At 64.9% G+C, this 22,127-nt stretch carries 19 protein-coding genes; 7 read left to right on the forward strand and 12 right to left on the reverse strand.

All coding sequences use genetic code 11. The annotated features are described in order from the left end of the window. Positions 1-76: 76 nt before the first annotated feature. On the forward strand, positions 77-1,225 hold the full coding sequence (locus tag UP10_RS06305) for an IS110 family RNA-guided transposase (RefSeq protein WP_044585437.1): 1,149 nt from the start codon (positions 77-79) through the stop codon (positions 1,223-1,225). A gap of 416 nt (positions 1,226-1,641) precedes the next feature. Here UP10_RS06305 and UP10_RS06310 read toward each other — a convergent pair whose 3' ends face one another. Beyond that, complete coding sequence (locus UP10_RS06310; RefSeq protein WP_044586520.1) at positions 1,642-3,309, reverse strand: ATP-binding protein; 1,668 nt, start codon at positions 3,307-3,309, stop codon at positions 1,642-1,644. 184 nt (positions 3,310-3,493) lie between these two features. Between UP10_RS06310 and UP10_RS06315 the strand changes: the two genes are divergently transcribed. The 4 genes from UP10_RS06315 to UP10_RS06330 all read left to right on the forward strand — a co-directional run bounded on the left by UP10_RS06315 (position 3,494) and on the right by UP10_RS06330 (position 7,789). Next, positions 3,494-4,837: a lytic murein transglycosylase gene (locus UP10_RS06315; RefSeq protein WP_245321675.1), complete on the forward strand. Its 1,344-nt coding sequence runs from the start codon at positions 3,494-3,496 to the stop codon at positions 4,835-4,837. 267 nt (positions 4,838-5,104) lie between these two features. After that, complete coding sequence (locus tag UP10_RS06320; RefSeq protein ID WP_044586521.1) at positions 5,105-5,608, forward strand: DUF1993 domain-containing protein; 504 nt, start codon at positions 5,105-5,107, stop codon at positions 5,606-5,608. A gap of 131 nt (positions 5,609-5,739) precedes the next feature. Then, positions 5,740-6,597, forward strand: a complete 858-nt coding sequence (locus UP10_RS06325; RefSeq protein WP_044586522.1) for an SDR family NAD(P)-dependent oxidoreductase — start codon at positions 5,740-5,742, stop codon at positions 6,595-6,597. 88 nt (positions 6,598-6,685) lie between these two features. Then, entirely contained in the window at positions 6,686-7,789 is a 1,104-nt protein-coding gene (locus UP10_RS06330) for an alkene reductase (protein WP_044586523.1), read from the forward strand. Positions 7,790-7,847: 58 nt separating this feature from the next. On the opposite strand, the gene UP10_RS06335 is transcribed toward UP10_RS06330, so the two are convergent. The 8 genes from UP10_RS06335 to UP10_RS06370 form a co-directional block, all read right to left on the reverse strand. Next, entirely contained in the window at positions 7,848-8,990 is a 1,143-nt protein-coding gene (locus UP10_RS06335; protein ID WP_044586524.1) for an alpha-hydroxy acid oxidase, read from the reverse strand. A 7-nt stretch (positions 8,991-8,997) separates the two neighbouring features. Beyond that, positions 8,998-9,837 carry an IclR family transcriptional regulator gene (locus UP10_RS06340; RefSeq protein WP_044586525.1) on the reverse strand — a complete coding sequence of 280 codons (840 nt, stop codon included), beginning with the start codon at positions 9,835-9,837 and terminating at the stop codon, positions 8,998-9,000. Positions 9,838-9,839: 2 nt separating this feature from the next. Further along, entirely contained in the window at positions 9,840-10,745 is a 906-nt protein-coding gene (dapA, locus tag UP10_RS06345; protein ID WP_044586526.1) for a 4-hydroxy-tetrahydrodipicolinate synthase, read from the reverse strand. Between the two features lie 33 nt (positions 10,746-10,778). Next, positions 10,779-12,518, reverse strand: coding sequence for an ABC transporter permease subunit (locus tag UP10_RS06350; protein WP_245321676.1), 1,740 nt, complete (start codon positions 12,516-12,518; stop codon positions 10,779-10,781). Positions 12,519-12,564: 46 nt separating this feature from the next. Beyond that, positions 12,565-13,665, reverse strand: coding sequence for an ABC transporter ATP-binding protein (locus tag UP10_RS06355; RefSeq protein WP_044586528.1), 1,101 nt, complete (start codon positions 13,663-13,665; stop codon positions 12,565-12,567). A 14-nt stretch (positions 13,666-13,679) separates the two neighbouring features. Then, the gene (locus UP10_RS06360) at positions 13,680-14,759 is read right to left on the reverse strand and encodes an ABC transporter substrate-binding protein (RefSeq protein WP_044586529.1); all 1,080 of its coding nucleotides are present in this window, start codon (positions 14,757-14,759) and stop codon (positions 13,680-13,682) included. Between the two features lie 3 nt (positions 14,760-14,762). Further along, positions 14,763-16,223: an FAD-binding oxidoreductase gene (locus UP10_RS06365; RefSeq protein WP_044586530.1), complete on the reverse strand. Its 1,461-nt coding sequence runs from the start codon at positions 16,221-16,223 to the stop codon at positions 14,763-14,765. A gap of 188 nt (positions 16,224-16,411) precedes the next feature. Continuing rightward, positions 16,412-16,894, reverse strand: a complete 483-nt coding sequence (locus tag UP10_RS06370; protein ID WP_044586531.1) for a MarR family winged helix-turn-helix transcriptional regulator — start codon at positions 16,892-16,894, stop codon at positions 16,412-16,414. 62 nt (positions 16,895-16,956) lie between these two features. Here UP10_RS06370 and UP10_RS06375 point away from each other — a divergent pair, with 62 nt between their 5' ends. Both UP10_RS06375 and UP10_RS06380 read left to right on the forward strand, forming a co-directional pair. Then, a complete protein-coding gene (locus UP10_RS06375; protein ID WP_044586663.1) occupies positions 16,957-18,126 on the forward strand; it encodes an FAD-dependent oxidoreductase in 1,170 nt (389 codons plus the stop codon). Positions 18,127-18,197: 71 nt separating this feature from the next. Then, on the forward strand, positions 18,198-19,010 hold the full coding sequence (locus UP10_RS06380) for a tetratricopeptide repeat protein (protein ID WP_044586532.1): 813 nt from the start codon (positions 18,198-18,200) through the stop codon (positions 19,008-19,010). Here the strand turns inward: UP10_RS06380 and UP10_RS06385 are convergent. From UP10_RS06385 to UP10_RS06395, 3 genes are all read right to left on the reverse strand, one after another. Then, positions 18,999-19,709, reverse strand: coding sequence for a hypothetical protein (locus UP10_RS06385; RefSeq protein WP_044586664.1), 711 nt, complete (start codon positions 19,707-19,709; stop codon positions 18,999-19,001). The two genes, UP10_RS06380 and UP10_RS06385, sit on opposite strands and share 12 nt — an antisense overlap. 223 nt (positions 19,710-19,932) lie before the next feature. Continuing rightward, the gene (locus UP10_RS06390; RefSeq protein WP_082077007.1) at positions 19,933-21,678 is read right to left on the reverse strand and encodes an ABC transporter substrate-binding protein; all 1,746 of its coding nucleotides are present in this window, start codon (positions 21,676-21,678) and stop codon (positions 19,933-19,935) included. Positions 21,679-21,794: 116 nt separating this feature from the next. Then, positions 21,795-22,121: a DUF2160 domain-containing protein gene (locus tag UP10_RS06395; RefSeq protein ID WP_044540523.1), complete on the reverse strand. Its 327-nt coding sequence runs from the start codon at positions 22,119-22,121 to the stop codon at positions 21,795-21,797. Between the last annotated feature and the right edge of the window lie 6 nt (positions 22,122-22,127).

A 22,127-nucleotide genomic window follows, 5' to 3' on the forward strand; every position in this document is an offset into this window, starting at 1 on the left:
CGTAGATTCCATGGGGCGGTGAGCGTGGCCTTTCCGATAGGTTTGGGTTTCCACACTCGAACCATCGGAGAGTCAGATGCAAGCATCGACCATAGACACGCCCACCGCGGAGTATAATGGCACAATTTTCGTTGCGATCGAGCTGAGTCAGAAGACGTGGCTTGTGACGCTGCACAGCCCGGACCGGGAGCGGATTTCGCGCCACAAGCTTGAGGGGGGCGATCACGCCGAACTGCTGGCGTTGATCGAACGGACCCGCGCCCGGGCGGCGGAGAAGCTCGGATCGGTACCGCGGGTAGTGAGCTGCTATGAGGCGGGCTATGACGGCTTCTGGCTGCATCGGCTATTGGAAGCAGCCGGGATCACGAACTTTGTGTTCGACCCTGCGAGCATTGCGGTGGAACAGCGGGCGCGGCGGGCGAAGACGGATCGGATCGACGGCGAGCTTCTGCTGCGCACCCTGATGGCCTATTTGCGGGGTGAGCCGCGGGTGGTTCGGATCGTTCGCGTGCCGAGCGTGGAAGCCGAGGACGCCCGGCGCGCCAGCCGCGAACGCGACCGGCTGGTCACCGAGCAGACGGCCCATACCAACCGGGTCAAGGCGCTGCTGCGCCTGTTGGGACTGGCGGTTGGCAACCCGCGGCGCCGAGACTGGCTCGCCTGGCTCGCGCGACAGCGCGACTGGCAGGGCCAGCCGCTACCGGCACATCTTCTGGCCGAGGCCAAGCGCGAGCATGTGCGGCTGATGCTGGTGCGCGAGCAGTTGGCGGCGCTGGAAGAAGAACAAGCTGCACAAGCCCTTCCCGTTCCGGCACCGATCGCGGAGCGACGAGATCTGTTGCTCCGCCTCAAGGCGCTCGGTCCGGCCTTCACCGCAACCCTGGTGCACGAGCTGTTCTACAAGGACTTCCGCAACAGGCGCGAGGTCGCCGGCTATTGCGGCCTGACGCCCAGTCCATGGCGCAGCGGCGGCATCGATCGCGAGCAGGGCATCAGCAAGGCCGGCAATCGGCGTGCCCGCCACAAGGCGATCGAACTGGCCTGGCTCTGGCTCCGCCATCAGGGTGACAGCGCGCTTAGCCGCTGGTTCCGTACCCGCACGGCCAACGCCGGCAAGCGCGCCAAACGCATCGCCATCGTCGCACTGGCGCGCAAGCTGATCGTGGCGCTGTGGCGTTACCTCACCACCGGCCTGGTTCCCGAGCAGGCAACCATGAAGGCATAAAACAAACCACGTCACCACGCGCCGCGGCTTCGCCGCGCTCCGTGCGGGATGGATGATGACCGTGCCACCCTAGGGCTTCAACCGCCGTTTCGTAGATGGGTCTCATCCTCGCCAGGCTTCCTCGCCGCAAGCATGCGGAAGGTGGGTACGGATCAAACAATCCGACCGGATATGAGGTGATGCAGTGAGCTGCTGCAAACTTCGCAAGCCAATCCTCGCCCGTTGCCCGGTCGTCGCGCTGCGCTACGCATGGCTCCGCGCGCCGCCCTCTTACTCCACAATCCTGATCCAGACCCGAAGGACAGCCTTGACTCACAAATCCCCATATGAGGGTGGGCAAAGGCGCGCAGCGACGTGCCCACCATCGACGCTGTGCTCGGGATGGTGGGCACGCTTCGCTTTGCCCACCCTACAATTTATCCCGCCGCCACACCGCTCGCCTTCTCCCGCACGACCTCCGTCTCGCTTTCGCGCAGCGCGACGCGCAGCATCCGCGCGAGCTCGGCGCGGCTGTAGGGCTTTGCAAGGAACAGGATGCCCTCGTCGAGCTTGCCGTCATGGTCGATGGCGTTCTCGGTGTAGCCGGAGGTAAAGAGCACGCGCAGGTCGGGCCGCCGCCTCTCGGCCTCGGTGGCGAGGTCGCGCCCGTTCATCAGCCCAGGCATGATGACGTCGGTGAACAGCAGGTCGACCGGCGCACCGCTCTCCAGCACGGCGAGCGCCTCGGGTCCGTTGCTGGCCGACAGCGTCGTGTAGCCGAGGCTTTCGATCTGGGTCAGCACGTAGCTGCGCACCAGCCTGTCGTCCTCGACAACGAGCACGATCTCCTGCGCGCCGCGCAAATCCGGCTGCCGCGGCTGGGCGATGCCGGCCTGCGAGGTCACGGCGGCGCGCGGCAGATAGAGCATGACCCTGGTGCCGCGGCCGACCTCGCTGTCGAGCACGATGTGGCCGTTGGACTGCTTGACGAAGCCATAGACCATGCTGAGCCCGAGCCCGGTGCCTTTGCCGACCTGCTTGGTGGTGAAGAACGGCTCGAACACCTTCGCCAGATCCGCCTCCGCGATACCCTCGCCGTTGTCGATCAGCGTGATCGCGACATAGTCGCCCGCGACCAGCCCGTCATGTCCGTGCACGTCGGCGGGCTTGAGCTCGGCGGCGCAGGTTTCGATCCTCAGCGTGCCGCCCTTGCGCACCGCGTCGCGCGCATTCAGCGCCAGATTGATGATTGCAGTGACGAGCTGGTTGGAATCGACCAGCGCGCGCGGCAGACCGGGCGCCGGGCGGAAGTCGATGTCGACATGGTCGCCGATGGTCGGCCGCAGCAGCTCGATGGCGTCGACGATCAGCGCGTTGACGTCGACGTCGGTCGGCTGCAGCGGCTGCCGGCGCGCGAATGCCAGGAGATGCCGCGTCAGCGACGCGCCGCGCTCGGCAGCTTCGCGGATCAGGCCGGTGATCTCGGCGAGTTGCCGGTTGTGCGTCACCGCATCAGCGAGGATGTCGATGGTGCCGGTGATGACGGTCAGGATGTTGTTGAAGTCATGCGCGATGCCGCCGGTGAGCTGGCCGACCGCCTCCATCTTCTGCGCCTGGCGGATCTTGCTCTCATTGGCCTCGGCCTCGCGGAAGCGTTGCAGCTGGACTTCCGAGTGTTGGCGCTGCCGTCCCTCCTCCGCAAGCGCGACATGCGCCTCGCGCAATTGCGCTTTGGTCGGGATCGCCAATACTTTCGGGATCAGCGGCCACAGCAAGGCCGCGGTGACGATCGAGGCGATCGCGGTCAGCGCCTTGAGCAGGCCTTCGATGCCGTAGATCGGCACCCACAACGTATAGATCGAGAACACATGGGTGAGCCCGCAGGCGAGGATGAAGGTGGCGAACGGCCAGGCCATCCAGCCGAACTGGAAATCGCGGCGCTTGGAGACGACAATTGCGAGCGCGAACGGAATCGAGAAATAGGAAGCGGCAATGATCGCGTCGGACATGACATGAAGCCAGATCAGCTCCGGCTCCCACAGCAGGCAGATGCCGTGAGGCGAGAACGTCGACGAGTCCAAGAGACGCTCGAGAAAACTCCACATGGGTCCCTCCGGGCGTGACCGATCCGCGGACACACCTGCCCGCGAATCACCTGCCGATCATAGCGGCGGCCGATCCGCCTGCCGAAGCCCAATTGGTCTAACGGCGGCCCTCCCCGTTGTTGCCCGGTGCCGGGCTGGTGTATGCAGGGCAGGCCTTTCCCTCGATCCCAAGCCGGTGACATCGATGCCAGCAGCTTCCCTCCGCGCCCCGATCATGATCGCAGCGTTGGCGGCTGCGCTGGCGCTCTCATCCGTGGCTTCGGCGCAACAGCCATTGTTGCCGGCCCCCGTAAAACCCACGCCTGCCAAGCCGCGGCCGGCCGCCGCATCCTCGCCACGGGCCGCGTCCTGCCACAACGGGCAAGCCTTCGATCGCTTCCTCACCGAGCTGAAGAGCAACGCGGTCGCAGCCGGTGTCTCGCAGCGGACGCTTGCCGAGGCTGCGCCTTACCTCATCTACGACCAGGGCATCGTCAATCGCGACCGCGGCCAGCGCGTGTTCGGGCAGATCTTCACCGAGTTCGCCGGACGCATGGCCGCGACCTACCGGATGCAGCAGGGTCAGCAATACATCAAAACCTATGCGGCGGCGTTTGCACGCGCCGAGAAGGAATACGGCGTGCCGCCGGCCGTGATCGCCGCGTTCTGGGGACTGGAGAGCGATTTCGGCGCCAACATGGGCAATCTCGCCACGCTGAAATCGCTGGTGTCGCTCGCCTATGATTGCCGCCGTTCCGAGATGTTCCAGGGCGAGACCATCGCGGCGCTGAAGATCATCGAGCGCGGCGATCTGACGCCTGAAGAGATGGTCGGCTCCTGGGCCGGCGAGCTCGGACAGACGCAATTTTTGCCGACGCACTACTTCAACTACGCGGTCGATTACGACGGCGATGGCCATCGCAATTTGTTGCGCAGCGGGCCCGACGTGATCGGCTCGACCGCGAACTACATCGCCAACGGATTGAAGTGGCGGCGCGGCGAGCCATGGCTGCAGGAAGTGCGCGTGCCGCAGACCACGAATTTTCCGTGGGATCAAGCCGATCTCACCACCAAGCTGCCGCGCACGAAATGGGCCTCGCTCGGCGTCACCGCGACCGACGGCAAGCCGTTGCCGAATGACGACATGCCGGCCTCGCTGCTGCTGCCGATGGGCCGCACCGGTCCGGCGTTCCTCGCCTATGCGAATTTCGCCGCCTACACCGAGTGGAATAACTCGCTGATCTATTCGACCACCGCCGGCTATCTCGCCAGCCGCATCGCCGGCGCAGCGCCGATGCAGCGGCCGCATCAGCCTGTCGCGCAACTGCCGTTCAACGAGATCAAGGAGCTGCAGGCGCTGCTGGTGCGCGCGGGCGATGATGTCGGCAAGGTCGACGGCGTGCTGGGCCAGGCCAGCCGCAGCGCGGTGAAGGCGATGCAGATGAAGTATGGCCTGCCGGCGGATTCCTGGCCGACAGCGGAATTACTGACGCGGATGCGCGGGCCGCGCGCCCAGCCGGCGGAAGCCGCGATGCCGGGGATAAGGTAGGTCTTTGTGCCCCCTCGCCCCGCTCTTGCGGGCAGAGGATTGGGGTGAGGGCTCTCTCCACGCAGCCGACTCGCGGTGAGTCCCCCTCACCCGGATCGCATCTTGCGATGCGATCCGACCTCTCCCCGCAAGCTGGGCGGGGTAAGGACGAAGAATATTTGATCAAGTGATATAGCTCCACGCAGTTGTATTCTTCCCTCCTCCGCCCCATTTGCAGCATCACCGTTCGGCCCATCCGGATTTTCATCCCAACACAAAGAGCATCCCATGTCCTTTCATGACGCCGTCGTCCCCGCCTACCTGCAAATGCTCAATGGCCTCACCGGGCTGCTCACCAAGGCGGAGGCGCATTGCGAGGCGAAGAAGATTGCGCCCGAGGTGCTGCTGGGATCGCGGCTCTATCCGGACATGCTGCCGCTGTCGAAGCAGGTGCAGCTGGTCTGCGATCACGCGTCACGAGGCTGCGCGCGGCTGACGCACAGCGAGGTGCCCTCCACGCCCGACACCGAGACGACATTCGGCGAATTGAAGCAGCGGCTGGCGAAGACAATCGACTATGTGAAGTCGTTCACGCCCGCGCAATTCGAGGGCGGCGATGCCAGGGACGTCACCTTCCCGGTCGGCGCCGGCCGCAACATGACGCTGAAGGGCCAGCAATTCCTCTCCGCGTTCTCGTTCCCGAACCTGTATTTCCACGCAGTGACCGCGCACGGCATCCTTCGCCACAACGGCGTCGAGATCGGCAAGCGCGATTTCCTCGGCGTCAGCTGACGCGATATTCCCCGCCGCGGGATTTTCCGCCTTCGCCAAGGCTTTGACCAAGGCTTCGGCGGACACGTCGCCTCGCCCGCGCGGCCGTGCTACTGCTCCCTGACAACAACAAGACGTCAGGGAGCACGCCAATGTCGACCACCACCCACGCACCCAGATCTGTCGACCCCTCCGCGTCGCTGCATGCGGAGGCGCTGGGGCTAGCGACGAACCACGGACGGCTCGCTGGCCGGCGCATCATCGTGGTCGGTGCGGGACAGCGTACCATCGTCGACGAGGAGCCGCCTGTTGGCAACGGCCGCGCGATGAGCGTGCTGTTCGCGCGTGAGGGCGCATCCGCCTGCATCGACATCAACAAGGAAGCGGCCGACAACACGGTCGCGCAGATCACGCGCGAAGGCGGCAAGGCGTTCACCGATGTGGTCGACGTCTCCGATATCGCGGCGATCGCGCCTGCGGTCGAACGCTGCGCGCACAAGCTCGGCGGCCTCGACGGCCTGGCGCTGAATGTCGGGATCTCCTCCGGCCTATCGCTGCCCAAGATGACGGCAGAAGCCTGGGACCGGGATTACGCCGTCAACGTGCGCAGCCACATGCTGTTCGCGCAGAAGGCGCTGGAGGTGATGGTGCCGGGCGGCGCGATCATCCTGATCTCGTCGATGGCGAGCCAGCGCGCCAATGGCCGTAATCCGGCCTATGAGTCCTCCAAGGCCGCGCAGATCGCGCTGGGCCGGGCGATCGCACGGGCCGGTGAAGAAAGAGGCATTCGCTGCAATGTGATCGCACCCGGCTTCATGGATACCCCAATGGGCCGCGACGCCAGCCGAAGGCGGCCGGATCGGGCCGTGACAGTGCCTTTCGGCCGCCAGGGCACCGGCTGGGAGGTCGCCTATACCGCACTGTTTCTGATTTCGAACGAATCCTCCTACGTCAACGCGCATACCCTGTTCCTCGATGCCGGCCACATGGGCGGAATCGTGCGTAGCTAATCTGCAGGGAGCGTATGTATCAGGCCATTGCGCTCGCCGCCGCAATGCACAAATCTCCCTTATCCGTAACTCCCTGGAACATTTCCTCATGAGCCAACCGACCAAACTTTTCGAGCCCTTCAAGCTTGGCAAGCTGAGGCTGCCGAACCGCCTGGTGATGGCGCCGCTAACGCGCAACCGCGCCGAACCCGGCAGCTTCGTGCCGAGCCCGCTTGCGGCGGACTATTACGGCCAGCGCGCTTCCGCCGGCCTTCTCATCACCGAGGCGAGCCAAGTCTCGCATCAGGGCCAAGGCTATCAGGACACCCCCGGCATTTATTCAAAAGCGCAGGTTGAGGGCTGGAAGAAGGTCACCGATCGCGTGCATGAGCACGGCGGACGCATCTTCATCCAGCTCTGGCATGTCGGCCGCATCTCGCATGTCGCGCTGCAGCCGAATGGCGGCAAGCCGGTCGCACCATCGGCGATCCGCGCCAAGGGCAAGACCTTTGTGAACGGCACATTCGCCGATGTCTCCGAGCCGCGCGAGCTGGAGCTGTCGGAAATCCCCGGGATCATCGAGGACTTCAAACGCGGCACCGCGAATGCGCTGGCCGCCGGCTTCGACGGGGTCGAGGTGCACGGCGCCAACGGCTATCTGCTCGACCAGTTCGCCAAGGACGGCGCCAACAAGCGCACGGATGCCTATGGCGGGTCGATCGAGAACCGGGCCAAGCTGATGCTTGAAGTCACACAGGCGGCGGTCGCGGAAGCGGGCGCGGACCGCACCGGCATCCGCATCTCGCCGGTGACGCCGGCGAACGATATCTCGGACTCCAACCCGCAGCCGCTGTTCGACTACATCGTCGATCACCTCAACGCGCTGAAGCTGACCTACATCCACGTCATCGAAGGCGCGACCGGCGGCCCGCGCGATATCGCGCCGTTCGACTATGCGAGCCTGCGCAAGCGCTTCAAGCAGGCCTACATCGCCAACAATGGCTATGACTTTGCGCTCGCCAACAAGGTGCTGGAATCTGATGCCGCCGACCTGATCGCATTCGGCAAGCCGTTCATCTCGAACCCCGATCTGGTCGAGCGCCTGAAGAAGGGCGCACCGCTCAACGACTGGGACAAGAACACCTTCTACGGCGGCGGCGCCAAGGGCTACACGGATTATCCGACGCTCAAGGCGACCGAGGCGGCGGAGTAAAGCTAGTCCGGCTCTTCCCGCTTGCTTGCGGGAAGAGCCGCAAAGGCTGCGACCTGGATTAGCGAGGCTGCATCTTGAGTTCGGCGACGCGCGCCACGCCGAGAAACGCCATTGCGGTATCCATCTCGCGCAGGATCATGCGCAACACCGCTTCCGCACCTTGTTCGCCGCCGACGGCGAGCCCCCATAACGGCAGGCGGCCGACAAGAACGGCATCGGCACCCAGCGCGCAGTATTTCAGCACGTCGGTGCCACGCCTGACGCCGCTGTCGGCAAGGACCGTCAGGCGTCCCTGCACGGCGGCGGCGATCGCCGGAACGCAATCCGCGGGCGCCGGCAAGCAGTCGAGATTGCGGCCGCCATGGGCCGAGACCACGATTGCGTCGGCTCCGACCGCGGCCGCCGTCTCGGCATCCCTCACAGCCAGTACGCCCTTGATGGTCAGCCTGCCGGGCCAGACGTCGCGCAGCCAGCGCATATCGTCCCAACTCAGCCGATGCTCCAGCCGTACGGCTTCCGCGACGCTCGGCCGCGTGATCGCCGTACGGAATTCCGCCGGATAGTGGCCGTAGGTCGGAATGCCCTCGCCGAGGAGATAGCGCATGAGAACACCGAACAGCCAGCGCGGATGCCGCGCAACGTCGGCCACGCTGCGCAGGCTCGGCGTAAACGGAATGCCAAAGCCGTTGCGCTGATTGTATTCCCGGTTCGGCGAGACCGGCGTATCGACCGTGACAAGCAAATTGTCGCATCCGCAGTTGCGGGCGCGCTCCAAGAGCCGCGCCGTGAGGTCGCGGTCGCGCCAGACGTAAAGCTGAAACCAAAGCTTGGCATCAGGCGCGCCGCGCCGGATCGTCTCGATGGTCGTGACCGATTGCGTCGAGATGCAAACCGGGATTCCGACACGCGACGCGGCCCGGGCAAGCTTCGTCTCGCCGTCATGGGCAACAAGCCCGGCAAGTGCCGTCGGCGCCACGGCCAGCGGCGCGGCGATACGCGCTCCAAGCAGCGTCGTGTCGAGATCGCGCTTGCTGTGGCCGGCCAGCACCGCGGGCATCAGGGTGATGCCGTCGAGCGAGGCACGCAGGCGGCTCAACGCGGTTTCGTCCTCCGTGCCGCGGTCGATATAGTCGAACAGGCCGCGCGGCAACATTTGGCGCGCCCGGCTGCGATAGTCGTCGGCATTCAGCAGCATCGGCATCGGCGTTTCAGGCGACGTAGCGTATGAACTTGGACTTCGAGACCGAGGTTGCGGCGACGTGAACATGCTGAACGAGCTCGGCTTCGGCCTGCTCCTTGGTCCAGCGCGTCGTGGGCACGGAGATATTGACCGCGGCGATAGCCCGCCCGTGCTCGTCGATGATCGGCGCCGCCACGGAAATATCACCCATGACGCTTTGGTTGACCTGGATCGAATAGCCGCGCTTGGCGGCGAGGTGCACCTGTTCCATGAGCTTGTCGGGATCCGTAATCGTGTACGGCGTGAGTGGCTCGAGCCGCGTACGCCTCAAGATGTGCTGTTGCTCCGCCTCCGGAAGGGCCGCCAGGATGGTTATGCCGGACGCCGTGAAGTAGGCCGGCAACCGGCTTCCGATCACGAAATCGATATGGATGAGGTGCCGGCCAGGAAAGCGCGCCACAAACACGACCTCGTGGCCGTCGAGCTCATGCAGATTGCAGGTCTCGCCGAGATTGCGGCTCATGTCGAGGAGATAGGGCGAAGCCTTGTCGATCAGATCGTTGGCCTTGAGATAATTGTGCGAGAATTGCAGCACCTTGGAGGTCAGGCCGTAGTTGCGCGTGCCGTCGATGCGTCTGAGATAGCCGAGCGTCTCGAGCGTGTAGACCAGCCGCTGCGTGGCGCTGCGATCGAGGCTGGCGGCGCGCGCGATATCCGCGAGCGTCATATACCGCCTGGGGCCGTCGAAGGCATGCAGGACCTGGAACGCCTTCTCGGTCGAGCCGACGAACAGCGACGAGCGCGCCGGCTCGACGCTCTTGCCCGCGCTCTTCGATGTCTTTCCGGCCTTGCCTGCCTTTGCCGCCATCCCTAACCCACACCTTCCGTTTCAGCCAGCTGCCGGCGGAGTTCGGCCCGGAACGAAGCGACCAGCGCGTCTGCGGGCTGCACCAGCGGCGCCAGCATGCGCGGCGCGTTGACGCCGACCATATCCATCACCGCCTTCATCGGCCCCGGATTGGTCTCCGCGAATGCCATGTTCATGAACGGGATCAGGCGGCGGTGCAGTTCGAGCGCCTCCGCGGTGCGGCCGGCGCACGCCGCCTCGTAGATTTGTCGCCAGGCCCGCGGCAGCAAATTCGCCGTTACGATGATGCCGCCCTTGGCGCCAGCAGCGAGGTGAAGCGGAAACAGGCTGTCCTCCCCGCTCAACACCGCGAAATTGTCGTCGACGCCGGCGACGACCTGCAGAAAATGATACATGTCGAGATTGCAGGCCTTCATTCCGATGATATTGGGATGCCGCGACAGCTCATGCAGGATTTTCGGCTCGACCGCGATCCGGGTGCGGTAGGGAATTTCGTAGATCAGCACCGGCACGGGAGACGCATCCGCATAGCGCAGGAAATAGTCGCGGATACCTGCTTGGGTCGGGTTGGTGTAGTATGGCGTGAGGACGAGCACGCCGTCCACGCCCTCCGCGGCGAATTCCTTGGTCGCCTGGAGCGCGTCATGGAAACCGGTGTCCAGCACACCTGCGATCACCGGACCCTTGCCGGCCATCGCGGCAACCGACAGGCTCGCCATCCGGATGCGCTCGCGGCGCGACAGCGCGCCGTATTCGCCGGTGCCGCCGAGCGGCACCACGCCGTCGATGCCCTGCTTGAGCAGCCAGGCAAACAGCGCCGAGACCGCGCCGGCATCGATCGTGTCGTCGGCCCCGACGGGGGTCGGAATGGCGGGGAAAACACCGCGGAGACGAGTGGAGTTGAGCATGAGTGGAGACCCTTATTTGGCAGGACAGAATAGCTAGCTGGCGGCCACGCGGCGGCGCAGGCGTTCGGCGACGAAGATCAGGATGCCCATGAAGATGAAGAGGCAGGTCGAGACGGCGGCGATCACGGGCGAGACCTGAAGTGTTACCTCGTCCCAGAATTGCTTGGGCAAGGTTGCGTTCAAGCCGCCGGTGGCGAACAGCGCGATGGTCAATTCGTCGAACGAGGCCGCGAAGGCGAACAGGAACGACGACATCATCCCGGCGCCGAGGATCGGAACGGTGACGTAACGAAGCGTGGCGAACGGACGCGCACCGAGGCTCTGCGCGGCATGGTCGAGCCGGGTGTCGTAGTTGCGTAGCACCGCCATCATGGTCATCACCACGTAGGGCACCGCGATGACGGTATGCCCGAGAATGAGGCCGAAGGCGCTGCCGACCAGGCCGATGCGCGCGAACACGTAGAACAGGCCGACGGCGATGATCATGCGCGGCACGACGATCGGCGACAGGATGAAGGCGAGCCAGGCCGCCTTGCCCGGAATATTGCTGCGTACCAGCAGGAACGCGGCCGGAGTTCCGATCAGCATGGCGAGCGCGCCGGTGCCGAGCCCGACCAGCAGCGAGCGCATCACCGCCTGGGTCCATACCGGCGACTGCAACACCTCCTGGTACCAGTGCAGCGTGAATCCCTGCGGCGGCCAGTTGAGGCCGCCGGTGCCGAAGGACAGTGGGATCATCAGGAACGTCGGCGCGCTGATGACGAGAAGCATGATCCAGACAAAACCCTGCAGCCCGAGGCCCGGCGTATCAGGACCGCTGTCCCACCGTGACGGCAGCAGGCGAATGATGCGGTCGGAGACCGCGCCGAGCAGAGTCAGGACGACGTCGCCGATCCGCTCGAAGACGCCGGACAGGCGCGATGATCTGGCTTTTGCCGCCGTGGTGGCGCCGGTCATGGTCGAAAGGCCGAGCAGCCGGTCGTAGACCACGAAGACGACGAGCACGACGCTCAACAGCAGCACGGAGATCGCGCCGGCAAAACCCCAGTTCATGGTCTGCTGGACCTGATCGATGATCAATTGCGTGATCATGGTTTCGCGGCGGCCGCCGAGCAGCGCCGGCACGATGAAGAAACCGATGGCCGTGACAAACACCATGATTCCGGCCGCGGCGACGCCGGGCAGCGACAGCGGGAAATAGATCGTCCAGAACGCCATGCCGGGACCCGCGCCGAGCGTTGCGGCGGCGCGCGGCAGATTGCGGTCGATGTTGTCCATCACCGAGAGCATGGTGAGCACGGCGAGCGGCAGCAGCGCATTGACCATGCCGATCAGGACGCTGCCAAAACTGTAAAGCAGATCGAGCGGCGCGGAGACGATGCCGAGCGACAGCAACAGCTTGTTGACGACGCCGTTGCGCCCCAATAGCACGACCCACGCGAAGGCCCGCACCAGGAAGCTGGTCCAGAACGACAGCAGCACCCAGAACAGCAGCGTCGCCTTGCGCTGCTTGCCGACCAGCGAGATCAAATAGGCGATCGGATAGCCTGTGACGACGCAAACCAACGTCGTCACCAGCGATATCTTCAGGGTAATGAGCAGGACGTCGACATAGACCGACGACGCAAACAGCTGGCGATACTGCGCCAGCGTGAAACCGCTGTCGTTGTAGATGCTGAGCAGCAGCAACTGACCGACCGGGTAGACCAGGAACAGCGCCAGCAGCAGCACAAGCGGCGCGCCCATCGCGGCCCAAGTCAAGACCGGAGTCAAGACCGGAGCCTGTTGCAGAGCGCGCAGCCGTCCCACCGCCCTCACCTCAAACTCCCTTGGCGTCGCGGATCGCGACGGCATCGGCCGGGTTCCAGCCGAGCGACAGCATCTGTCCGATCTCGTAGGGCGCGGCGCTGCTGCGGGTGGGATAGGCCGCGACCAGTGGCGCCATGCCCGCTGTCTCCGGCGCGATGTAAAGCCGCGTCAGGCTGCCGCTGATCATCACATCGGTCAGTCGTCCCGTCAGCTTGCCGTGTCCGGAGCCGGCGCTCTCAACCGTGAGATTCTGCGGCCGCACCATGATTTTGATTGGCTCGCCGGCGGCAAACGCGCTGCCATTGCCGACAGCGCGCGACCGCGCCTCCCGGTCGGCAAGGACGATGTCGAGTCCATCTGCATCGACGGCCTGCACCGTGGCACCGAGCAAATTAGACTCGCCGAGGAAGTCGGCGACGAAAACCGATCGGGGGCGGAAGTAGAGATCTTCGGGCGTGCCGAGTTGCTCGATCGCACCGGCATTCATCAGGCAGATGCGATCCGACATGGTCATCGCCTCCTCCTGGTCGTGGGTGACATAGACGATCGTGGTGCGCAGCTCGCGATGGATACGCTTGATCTCGAGCTGCATCTGGTCGCGCAGCTTCTTGTCGAGCGCGCCGAGCGGCTCGTCCATCAGGATGATGGCGGGCCGATAGACGATGCAGCGTGCCAGCGCGATGCGCTGCTGCTGCCCGCCGGAGAGCTCGCGCGGGTAGCGCTTAGCGACATGCGGCAGTCGCACGGTGTCCAATGCCTCGGCCGTGAGCCGGCGCGCCTCGGCGTCGGCTATTTTTCGCATCTTCAGCGGAAACGCGATGTTGTCCTCGACCGTCATATGAGGAAACAGCGCGTAGTTCTGGAACACGACGCCGATGTCGCGCGCATAGGCGGGGCTATGCGTCACATCGGCATCATCGATCAGGATTCGTCCCTCGTCTGGATGCGCGAGCCCTGCGATCAGGCTGAGCAGCGTCGTCTTGCCCGATCCCGACGGGCCGAGCAGCGTGAGGAATTCACCCTTGGCGACGTCGAGACTGGTCGGCGCCAGGGCGACAAAGTCGCCATAGCGCTTGCTGAGATTCGCGACACGTAGGCTCGATGAGGCCATGCCTGCTCCGATGGTTAGGCCAAAATCCAGCTGTTGAAGCGCTCGATCACCGCCGCCTGGTTGTCGAGCCAGAACTTCGGATTGATCTTGAGGCCGACCTTGATGTTGTCAGGATAGGTCGGGCAGTTCTTCGCGATCTCCGGCTTGACGTAATTGAACGCCTCCGGCTGTGTCAGGCCCGCCGGAAAGAATTCCGTCAGCGCGGCCATCCGCTTCGGATCGGACGCGAACTTGATGAACTCGCGGCACGCATCGGCATTCGGCGAGCCGGCGAGGATCGACCAGTTGTCGCCGCCCCAGACGCCCTGGTTCCAGACGATCTCGACCGGCGCGCCCGCCGCCTGCGCAGACTGCGCGCGGGACACCCAGGTCGGGATCATGTCGATCTCGCCGGAGGTCAGCATCTGCTCGACCTGCGCGCCCGTCGTCCACCACACGGCGGCCGCGGACTTGATCTTGTCGAGCGATGCAAACGCCTTGTCGAGGTCGCAAGGGTAGACCTGCGCGGTCGGCACGCCCGCCCCCATCAGCGCTTCTTCGATGGTGTCGAACGGATGCTTGCGCACGGCGCGGCGGCCCGGAAATTCCGTCACGTTCCAGAAATCGGCCCAGGATTGCGGCGCCTTGCGGCCCTTGAACGCATCGGAGCGATAGGCCAGCACGGTCGTGTAGACGTTGGTGCCGACGCCGTAAGGCGACATGTATTCGGGCGGGATGGTCTTGATGACCGGCTCCGACTCCAGGCCGTGCTTCTCGAGATAGGGCGTCGTGCCGCTCGTCAGTATCAGGATCGCGGGCCAGCTGATCTTGGCCATGTCCCAGGTGTAGTTCTTGGTCTCGACCATGGTCTTGATCTGCGCGATCGGCTCGGCTGCGGCCTGGACGCCGACGACCTCGATGCCGGTCGCCTGCGTGAACGGCCGATAGAACGCCGCACCGTACGCCTTGGTGTAGATGCCACCGTCATCACGCACCACGATGCGCTTTCCCGCAGCGCGCGACGGCGACCAGATCGCGGGCGCAGCCAACGCGGCGGCACCGGTTGAGAGCAGCAGGCTGCGACGAGAAATACCTGATTTCAGAGGTGTGCTCACGTGTCAGTCTCCCTTTGTCTTGGCAATTACATCTGATGGCGAAGCGGCCGGCGGCAGCACGCGGCCGGGATTGAACAGACTGAGCGGATCGAAGGCCTGCTTCACCGCCCGCATCAAAGCGAGTTCGACGGGCGCCTTGTAGCGCGACATTTCGCCGATCAGCGTACGTCCGATGCCGTGCTCGGCGCTGAAGGTGCCGCGCAGCGCGCCGGCGGCGTCATCGATCGCCCGGCGGATTTGGTCCGCGAGGCCGTCGCGATCCGGCATGGCGTTCCATTCGTCGAAACTGAAGAACGGAATGAAATGGATGTTGCCGTCGCCCATGTGACCGACCACCACGACCGGCACGTCCGCCACGATCGCGCGCACCGAAGCGGTAGCCTGTGCGATGAAGGCAGGCACCGCCGACACGGGAACGGCGGTGTCCGAGGTCAGGCCGACGCCGGCCTTCTTGTTGGCTTCCGAGACGCTGTGCCGGACCAGCCACATCGCCTGACGTTGCGCTCCGCTCGAGGCGACGACGGCATCGCTGATCAAGCCTTGCTCGAGCGCGCGCTCCAGCACCGCCTGCATCGTGGCAGCGATCTCTTGCGTGCTTCCGGTATCAGATAGTTCGACCAGAACGTGCCAGCCATCGATCCGCGCCACCGGGCAACGCCGTCCGGGCATTTGCTCAAGCACCAGCCGGATCTGATTGTCATTCATCAACTCGAAGGCGGAGAGCCGCGAACTACAGGACGCCTGGAACAGGCCGAGCACCTCGAGCGCCCGTTGCGGATCGTCGACCGCAAGCCACGCGACCGCCTCCGCGGTCGGCAACGGATGCAGCTTCAGCACGGCACCGGTGACGATGCCGAGCGTGCCCTCGGAGCCGATGAAAAGATGCTTGAGATCGTAGCCCGTATTGTTCTTGCGCAGGGCATAGAGGCCGTCCCAGATCGAGCCGTCTGGTAGCACCACCTCGAGGCCGAGCACATTGTCGCGCGTATTGCCGTAGCGCAGCACGCCGGTGCCGCCGGCGTTGGTGGCGATGTTGCCGCCGATCTGGCAGGAGCCCTCGGCACCGAGGCTGACCGGATAGAGGCGGCCTGTCGCCGCGGCGGCCTCATGGATCGTGGCCAGCACGCAGCCGGCATCGACCTCCATCGTATTGTTGACCGGATCGATCGACCTGATCCGGCGCATGCGGGTCAGGGCGACGATGACTGGCCGCTTGCCCTCTTCGCACGGCGTGGCCCCACCACACAGGCTGGTATTGCCACCTTGCGGCAGCACCGGAACGCGGTGTTCGATGCAAAGGCGAACGATCGCCGCAACCTGCTGGGTGTTGGACGGCAACACGGCGCAGAGCGCAGGCGCCCGAAATCGCCCGCGCCAATCTTCGGTGAGTCCCGCGAGATCTTCATCCTGCGTCAGTACCGCCGTGTCGCCCAGCAACTGCTTGAACGCCTCGATCAGTGCCATCCACCCGCCTCTCAAAGGAAGCCAACACAGCCTTACCAGCGCTATCTCAAAGTAATCGATATACGATTACTTCAATTGCATTATGCTAACTATGAGTTTGCTGCCTGGTGGAGTCAAGCCGGGGGGTCGTCGTGAGGCGACTGGTCGCGGGCTGATCGCCCTTTCGCGGACCGGTGCTGCGGATGTTTTTATGCGTCGACGGCCTGGTCGCTCTCCATCTCCGCGGTGACAATGCGGTCCAGGTTTCGATTCAATCGCCGCAGCAGATCCAGCAGGGTTGCGGTCTCGGCCGCGCTGAATCCCGCGAGCGCCTGGTCCTGGTTGCGGTGGAGCGCCTTGCGCGCGGCCGGCAGCTTCGCGATCGCAGCCTTGGTCAGCGACACCAATTGGCTGCGGCCGTCGCCCGGCATCGGCGTGCGCCGGATCAGGCCGTCGCGCTCCATCCGCGCCAGAATCTGCGCCATCGATGGTTGCTCGACCCTGACAGCGCGGGCCAGATCACGTTGCGACATCGCCTTGCCGTCGCGCAGCAGATAGAGCACCGGCAACTGCCCGACGCTGAAGCCGAGCGGCTTCACCCGCCGTTCGCCGAGCCTCAGGAGGCTGCGCGAGGCCATGTTGACCAGCGGCGCCGGACGATCAAACAGGTCCCAATCGGTTGCATCCGCCATTTACATAGGTCCCTATCCATCTTATATAGGTACCTATGTATCCTAGTGAAAGCGTGATGTCCATGAATTCAAGCCCTCTTCGCATTGCCATCGTCGGCGCCGGTCCCGGCGGCCTGACACTCGCCCGGCTGCTGCATGTCGCCGGAATCAACGCCAGGGTATTCGAGCGAGAGACATGCGCGACCGAGCGGCCGCAGGGCGGGACGCTCGACCTGCATGCCGAGAGTGGCCAACTGGCGCTCGCGCGCGCCGGCCTCACCGAAGGCTTCCTGCGCATCGCGCGTTACGACGATCAAGGCAGCCGGCTCTATGACGGCGATGGCCGATTGCTGCTTGCGGATGACGACACGACCGGCGACCGACCGGAGGTCGACCGCACGGCGCTGCGCGCCTTGCTGCTGCAATCCTTGCCATCCGGCACCGTCAATTGGGGCCACGGCTTGCGCGAGGTCGTGCCGCGGGACGACGGCCTCTATGATCTCGTGTTCGATGAAGCGCGCCAGGGACCGTTCGATCTCGTTGTCGGCGCCGACGGCGCGTGGTCGCGGGTGCGGTCGCTCGTGTCGCGCTACCAGCCGCAATACAGCGGACTCACCTTCATCGAGTTCGGCATCGATGAGGTCGATACGCGCCATCCTGCGCTGTCGCGGCTCGTCGGCCGCGGCAAGATGGGTGTCGAAGGCGGCGGGCGAAGCCTGATCGTCCAGCGCAACGGCAACGCCCATCTGCGCGGCTATGCGATCTTCCGCGTGCCGGTCGAATGGGCCGAGCGCCGCTTCGACATCACCTCGCCGGCGGCGGTACGCGACGCGCTGGTTGATGAATTCGCCGGCTGGGCCGACGCCCTGCTGGAGCTATTCCGCGCCAGCAGCGATCAGTTCGCCATTCGCCCCATCCATGCGCTGCCGGTCGGGCATCACTGGACCAACCGCGCCGGCATCACCCTGCTCGGCGACGCCGCGCACCTGATGTCGCCTTACGGCGGCGAAGGCGTCAACGCCGCGATGCTCGATGCAGCAGAGCTGGCAGGGCATCTCACGGGGCCGCAGGATTGGCGCGACGCGGTGCGCGCCTACGAGGCCGAGATGTTCGCGCGCGTTGCCGAGCCGGCCGGCCAGGCCGCCGACGCCGCGGCGACTGAGCTGTCGCATGTCAGCCAGGAACTGACGCTGGCGCAACACCGGGCGTTTATCGAGATGCGCGCGGCCGCCAGCCACACCGCCGCGCGGTGAACGCTGATCTTGGACTCCGGCGCCTCATGGCCTAGACCTTATCGATCAGGGCTGAATACGGTCGCGCAGGGATGAGCAGGGACAACGCCGAGGAGATCGTTCGCCGCGCGGCCGCTGCATTCAATGCCGGCCGGCGCGACGAGGCGAAGCAGCTCTGCGAACAAGGCCTGCGCCGGCGGCCTGGAGAACCCGTGCTGAACCATTTCCTCGCCGCGGCGCTGTATGCCGAGGGCGCGATCGCGCCGGCGCGTGGGCATATCGAAGCCAGCCTGGCAAAACGCCCCGACAATGCCGCGGCCCGGCTGCTGGCCGGGCGTATCGCACGCGCTGCAAAGGACTTCGATGCGGCGATGATGCATCTCGACCGCGCGGCCGCGCTCGAGCCGCACCGCGAGGTGTTCATCGAGCAAGCGCGCACGCTCGAGCTCGCCGGCCGGAAAGCGCAGGCGCGCGAGGCCTGGGAGGCGATCCTCAAGGTCATCCCGCAGCATCAGGAAGCCATGGCGCGGCTCGGCCGAATGGCCTGGGATGACGGTGACCCGGCCAAGGCCGCACGCCTGCTCGATCGCGCCACCGCTGGTGACGCGCCGGCCTCGGTCTGGTTCGATCTCGGCGTTACCAGGCAGGATCTGCGCGATTTCACCGCGGCTGCTACCGCCTACCGCAAGGCGCTCGACATCAATCCTGATTACGCCGAGGCGGCGCTCAATCTCGGGATCGTGCTCCAGGAAAACGGCGACCCCGACGCTGCGATGCAGGCTTATGCCCGCGCCTACGGCCTGCGCCCGGAGATGTTCGGCTCGATCGCGATGGCGCTGACCTCGGGCTCGCACGGCCGGCTGTGGCTCGACGAGGCAGCGCTGCGCAAAGCGTTAGGTGGCTAGCCGCCCGCGCTTGGCGCGAAACTGCTTGCGATAGACATTAGGCGCCGCCAGCACCTCGCCGACGACCTTCGCATAGGCTTCCCTGTGCGCCTCGTCGAACGACTCGAACACCAGATCTGGCGCCTCGCGCGGCACGGCGAAGCATTGCGCGACCGGCGTTCCCCTCGGCAGCACGCCTGAGAAATCGGGCTGGGTCCAGACCGCCGGGAAGTTGATGCCGCCGTCATGAAAGCGATCGGCATCGACCAGCCCCGAGATCAGGCGGAACGGCAGGTCGTCGCGATTGACCGGATGGGTCGCAAACAGCGACCAGCCCGGTTCGAGCTCGATGGTCCAGAAGCTGTTGAATTTGAGCGCCGCCTGGCCGTTGGCGAACGGTGCGCCGGCGAATTGCGCGACGGGGTGGAAGCTCAGCGGCGCACGCGGATGACGCCCCGTTACAGGCTCCGGGATTTCCCAGTCCCAGGCGAAGGCGCCGCGCTCGACCCTGACGTCGCAGGGCAACGGGATCATCACGCCATAGGCCATCGCGTCGACAAAGGGCGGACATTGCTTGACGGTGCGGATCTCGCGGCCGTGGATGTCGGAATGCGCCTTCGCCGGCATCGCGCGCAGCCAGTCGGGCAGCGCGCTGCGCGCCGGAAACGGCCTCGGCAGATGATCGGCGAGTTTTGGATCGCAACGGAAAATCATGCGCATGGCGAACTCCTGGGCCAGGATTCGGCCGATATGACGTCGATGATAGCCGTCATTGCGAGCGGAGCGAAGCAATCCACAGGGCCGCAAGCGAAGGTATGGATCGCTTCGCTCCGCTCGCAATGACGAAAAAAAGGCCGGGATTGCTCCCGGCCTCGTGGATGGCCGGACATCTGCGTGAAGACGCGCTTCGCGCTTTTGCCCGACCACCTGACGGTGTTGCGGCTTACTTGGCTTCGGCGCGCTTCGGCGGCGAGGCCGGCCACGACTTGATCAGCGTGTCGTAGTCGATGGTCTCACCCTTCGGCTTCTCGTTGGCAAGCTTGCGCTGCGGCGCAATGTTGCCGTCCTTGGCCGACTTGGCGAACCAGTACTCCGCGGTTTCCTTCTTGTTGAGCTTCGGACCGCAGGCACCCTGCACGCCCGACTTCTCGAGACGCTCCATCACCGAGTCCTGGGCGGCGGCGAGCGCATCCATCGCAGCTTGCGGCGTCTTCGCACCGGACGACGCATCGCCGATGTTCTGCCACCAGAGCTGCGCGAGCTTCGGATAGTCAGGCACGTTGTTGCCGGTCGGGGTCCACTGCACGCGCGCGGGCGAGCGGTAGAACTCGATCAGGCCGCCGAGCTTCGGCGCACGCTCGGTGAACGACTTGTCCCAGATGTCGGATTCACGGATGAAGGTGAGACCGACATGGCTCTTCTTCAGTGACACCGTCTTGGAGACGATGAACTGCTCATAGAGCCAGGCCGCCTTGCGGCGGTCGATCGGGGTCGACTTCAGCAGCGTGAGCGAGCCCACGTCCTGATAGCCGAGCTTCATGCCGTCCTTCCAGTACGAGCCGTGCGGCGACGGAGCCATACGCCACTTCGGCGTACCGTCCGCGTTCATCACGGGCAGGCCGGGCTTCACCATGTCGGCGGTGAAGGCGGTGTACCAGAAGATCTGCTGGGCGATGTTGCCCTGCGAGGGCACCGGGCCTGACTCGGAGAAGGTCATGCCCTGTGCCTGCGGCGGAGCATACTTCTTCATCCAGTCGAGATATTTGACGATCGAGTAGACCGCCGCCGGGCCGTTGGCGTCACCGCCACGCTCGACCGACGAGCCGACCGGACGGCAGCCTTCCATGCGGATGCCCCATTCGTCGACCGGCAAGCCGTTCGGGATGCCCTTGTCGCCGTTGCCGGCCATCGACAGCCAGGCGTCGGTGAAACGCCAACCGAGCGAGGGATCCTTCTTGCCGTAGTCCATGTGGCCATAGACCTTGACGCCGTTGATCTCCTTGACGTCGTTGGTGAAGAACTCGGCGATATCTTCATAGGCCGACCAGTTCACGGGAACGCCGAGATCGTAGCCATACTTGGCCTTGAACTTGGCCTTGTAGTCCGGGTTCGTGAACCAGTCGTAGCGGAACCAATAGAGGTTCGCGAACTGCTGGTCGGGCAGCTGGTAGAGGTGGCCATTCGGCGCCGTCGTGAACGACTTGCCGATGAAGTCATCGACGTCGAGCCCCGGATTGGTCACATCCTTGGCCTCGCCCTTCATCCACTCCGTCAGGTCGACAGCCTGGCCGTAGCGGAAGTGCGTGCCGATGAAGTCGGAGTCGTTGATCCAGGCGTCATAGACGTTCTTGCCCGACTGCATCTGGGTCTGGATCTTCTCGACGACGTCGCCTTCCTGGATGACGTCGTGCTTCACCTTGATGCCGGTGATCTCCTCGAACGCCTTGGCGAGCGTGCGCGATTCGTATTCGTGCACGGTCAGCGTTTCCGACACGGCGTTGATTTCCATGCCCTTGAAGGGTGCAGCGGCCTTAATGAACCACTCCAGCTCCTTCAGCTGGTCTTCCTTCGAAAGGGTCGACGGCTGGAATTCGCCACTGTCGATCCATTTCTTGGCGGCGGCCTCGTCCGCGCGGGCCGGCGCGGCGATAGCCACCGATGCCGCGATCAGCGCCACCGCGCTGGTCATGGTCAGCAGACCATCCTTTGTGCTTCTCAAGTGTCGCATGTTGATTCCTCCGGTTGCAGCGACAAACTAAGTATCCAGGCCCGGGTAGACCCCGGATCTGCTCTTTTTCGCGTTCTTCAGACGGTGCGAAAGATCACCACGGCCGAAAGAAGCGAAATCACGGTTGCGAGCCACAGGCTCGTAATTTCAATGCCCTCTCCGATCGGCAGCGTCGCGATCGGGTCGGTGCCGACCAGGCCGATCCACGCCAGATGGATCACGGCTGACAGCACCAGCGAAATAAATAAACGATCGCCGCGCGTGGTCGGGATGCGCAGCACACCGACGCGCTCCGCCTCGGGATAGGCGATCCCGAGCCAGGTCATCACCCCGAGCGTGCAGGCCAGCAGCACGAAGAAGATCGCGGTCGGCGGCGTCCAGGCCATCCATGTGATGCTGTCCATGAAAGC

Origin of the sequence: Bradyrhizobium sp. LTSPM299, assembly GCF_000938235.1 — a bacterium.
In the GTDB taxonomy this organism is placed as follows: domain Bacteria; phylum Pseudomonadota; class Alphaproteobacteria; order Rhizobiales; family Xanthobacteraceae; genus Bradyrhizobium.

Coding starts and splice junctions, on each gene's coding strand:
- UP10_RS06365 (WP_044586530.1), bottom strand. CDS start 16,223: ATGGCACTGATCGAGGCGTTCAAGCAGTTGCTGGGCGACACGGCGGTA.
- UP10_RS06375 (WP_044586663.1), top strand. CDS start 16,957: ATGAATTCAAGCCCTCTTCGCATTGCCATCGTCGGCGCCGGTCCCGGC.
- UP10_RS06390 (WP_082077007.1), bottom strand. CDS start 21,678: ATGACCAGCGCGGTGGCGCTGATCGCGGCATCGGTGGCTATCGCCGCG.
- UP10_RS06395 (WP_044540523.1), bottom strand. CDS start 22,121: ATGGACAGCATCACATGGATGGCCTGGACGCCGCCGACCGCGATCTTC.
- UP10_RS06310 (WP_044586520.1), bottom strand. CDS start 3,309: ATGTGGAGTTTTCTCGAGCGTCTCTTGGACTCGTCGACGTTCTCGCCT.
- UP10_RS06330 (WP_044586523.1), top strand. CDS start 6,686: ATGAGCCAACCGACCAAACTTTTCGAGCCCTTCAAGCTTGGCAAGCTG.
- UP10_RS06385 (WP_044586664.1), bottom strand. CDS start 19,709: ATGCGCATGATTTTCCGTTGCGATCCAAAACTCGCCGATCATCTGCCG.
- UP10_RS06355 (WP_044586528.1), bottom strand. CDS start 13,665: ATGGCCTCATCGAGCCTACGTGTCGCGAATCTCAGCAAGCGCTATGGC.
- UP10_RS06320 (WP_044586521.1), top strand. CDS start 5,105: ATGTCCTTTCATGACGCCGTCGTCCCCGCCTACCTGCAAATGCTCAAT.
- UP10_RS06305 (WP_044585437.1), top strand. CDS start 77: ATGCAAGCATCGACCATAGACACGCCCACCGCGGAGTATAATGGCACA.
- dapA (WP_044586526.1), bottom strand. CDS start 10,745: ATGCTCAACTCCACTCGTCTCCGCGGTGTTTTCCCCGCCATTCCGACC.
- UP10_RS06370 (WP_044586531.1), bottom strand. CDS start 16,894: ATGGCGGATGCAACCGATTGGGACCTGTTTGATCGTCCGGCGCCGCTG.
- UP10_RS06325 (WP_044586522.1), top strand. CDS start 5,740: ATGTCGACCACCACCCACGCACCCAGATCTGTCGACCCCTCCGCGTCG.
- UP10_RS06315 (WP_245321675.1), top strand. CDS start 3,494: ATGCCAGCAGCTTCCCTCCGCGCCCCGATCATGATCGCAGCGTTGGCG.
- UP10_RS06340 (WP_044586525.1), bottom strand. CDS start 9,837: ATGGCGGCAAAGGCAGGCAAGGCCGGAAAGACATCGAAGAGCGCGGGC.
- UP10_RS06380 (WP_044586532.1), top strand. CDS start 18,198: ATGAGCAGGGACAACGCCGAGGAGATCGTTCGCCGCGCGGCCGCTGCA.
- UP10_RS06335 (WP_044586524.1), bottom strand. CDS start 8,990: ATGCCGATGCTGCTGAATGCCGACGACTATCGCAGCCGGGCGCGCCAA.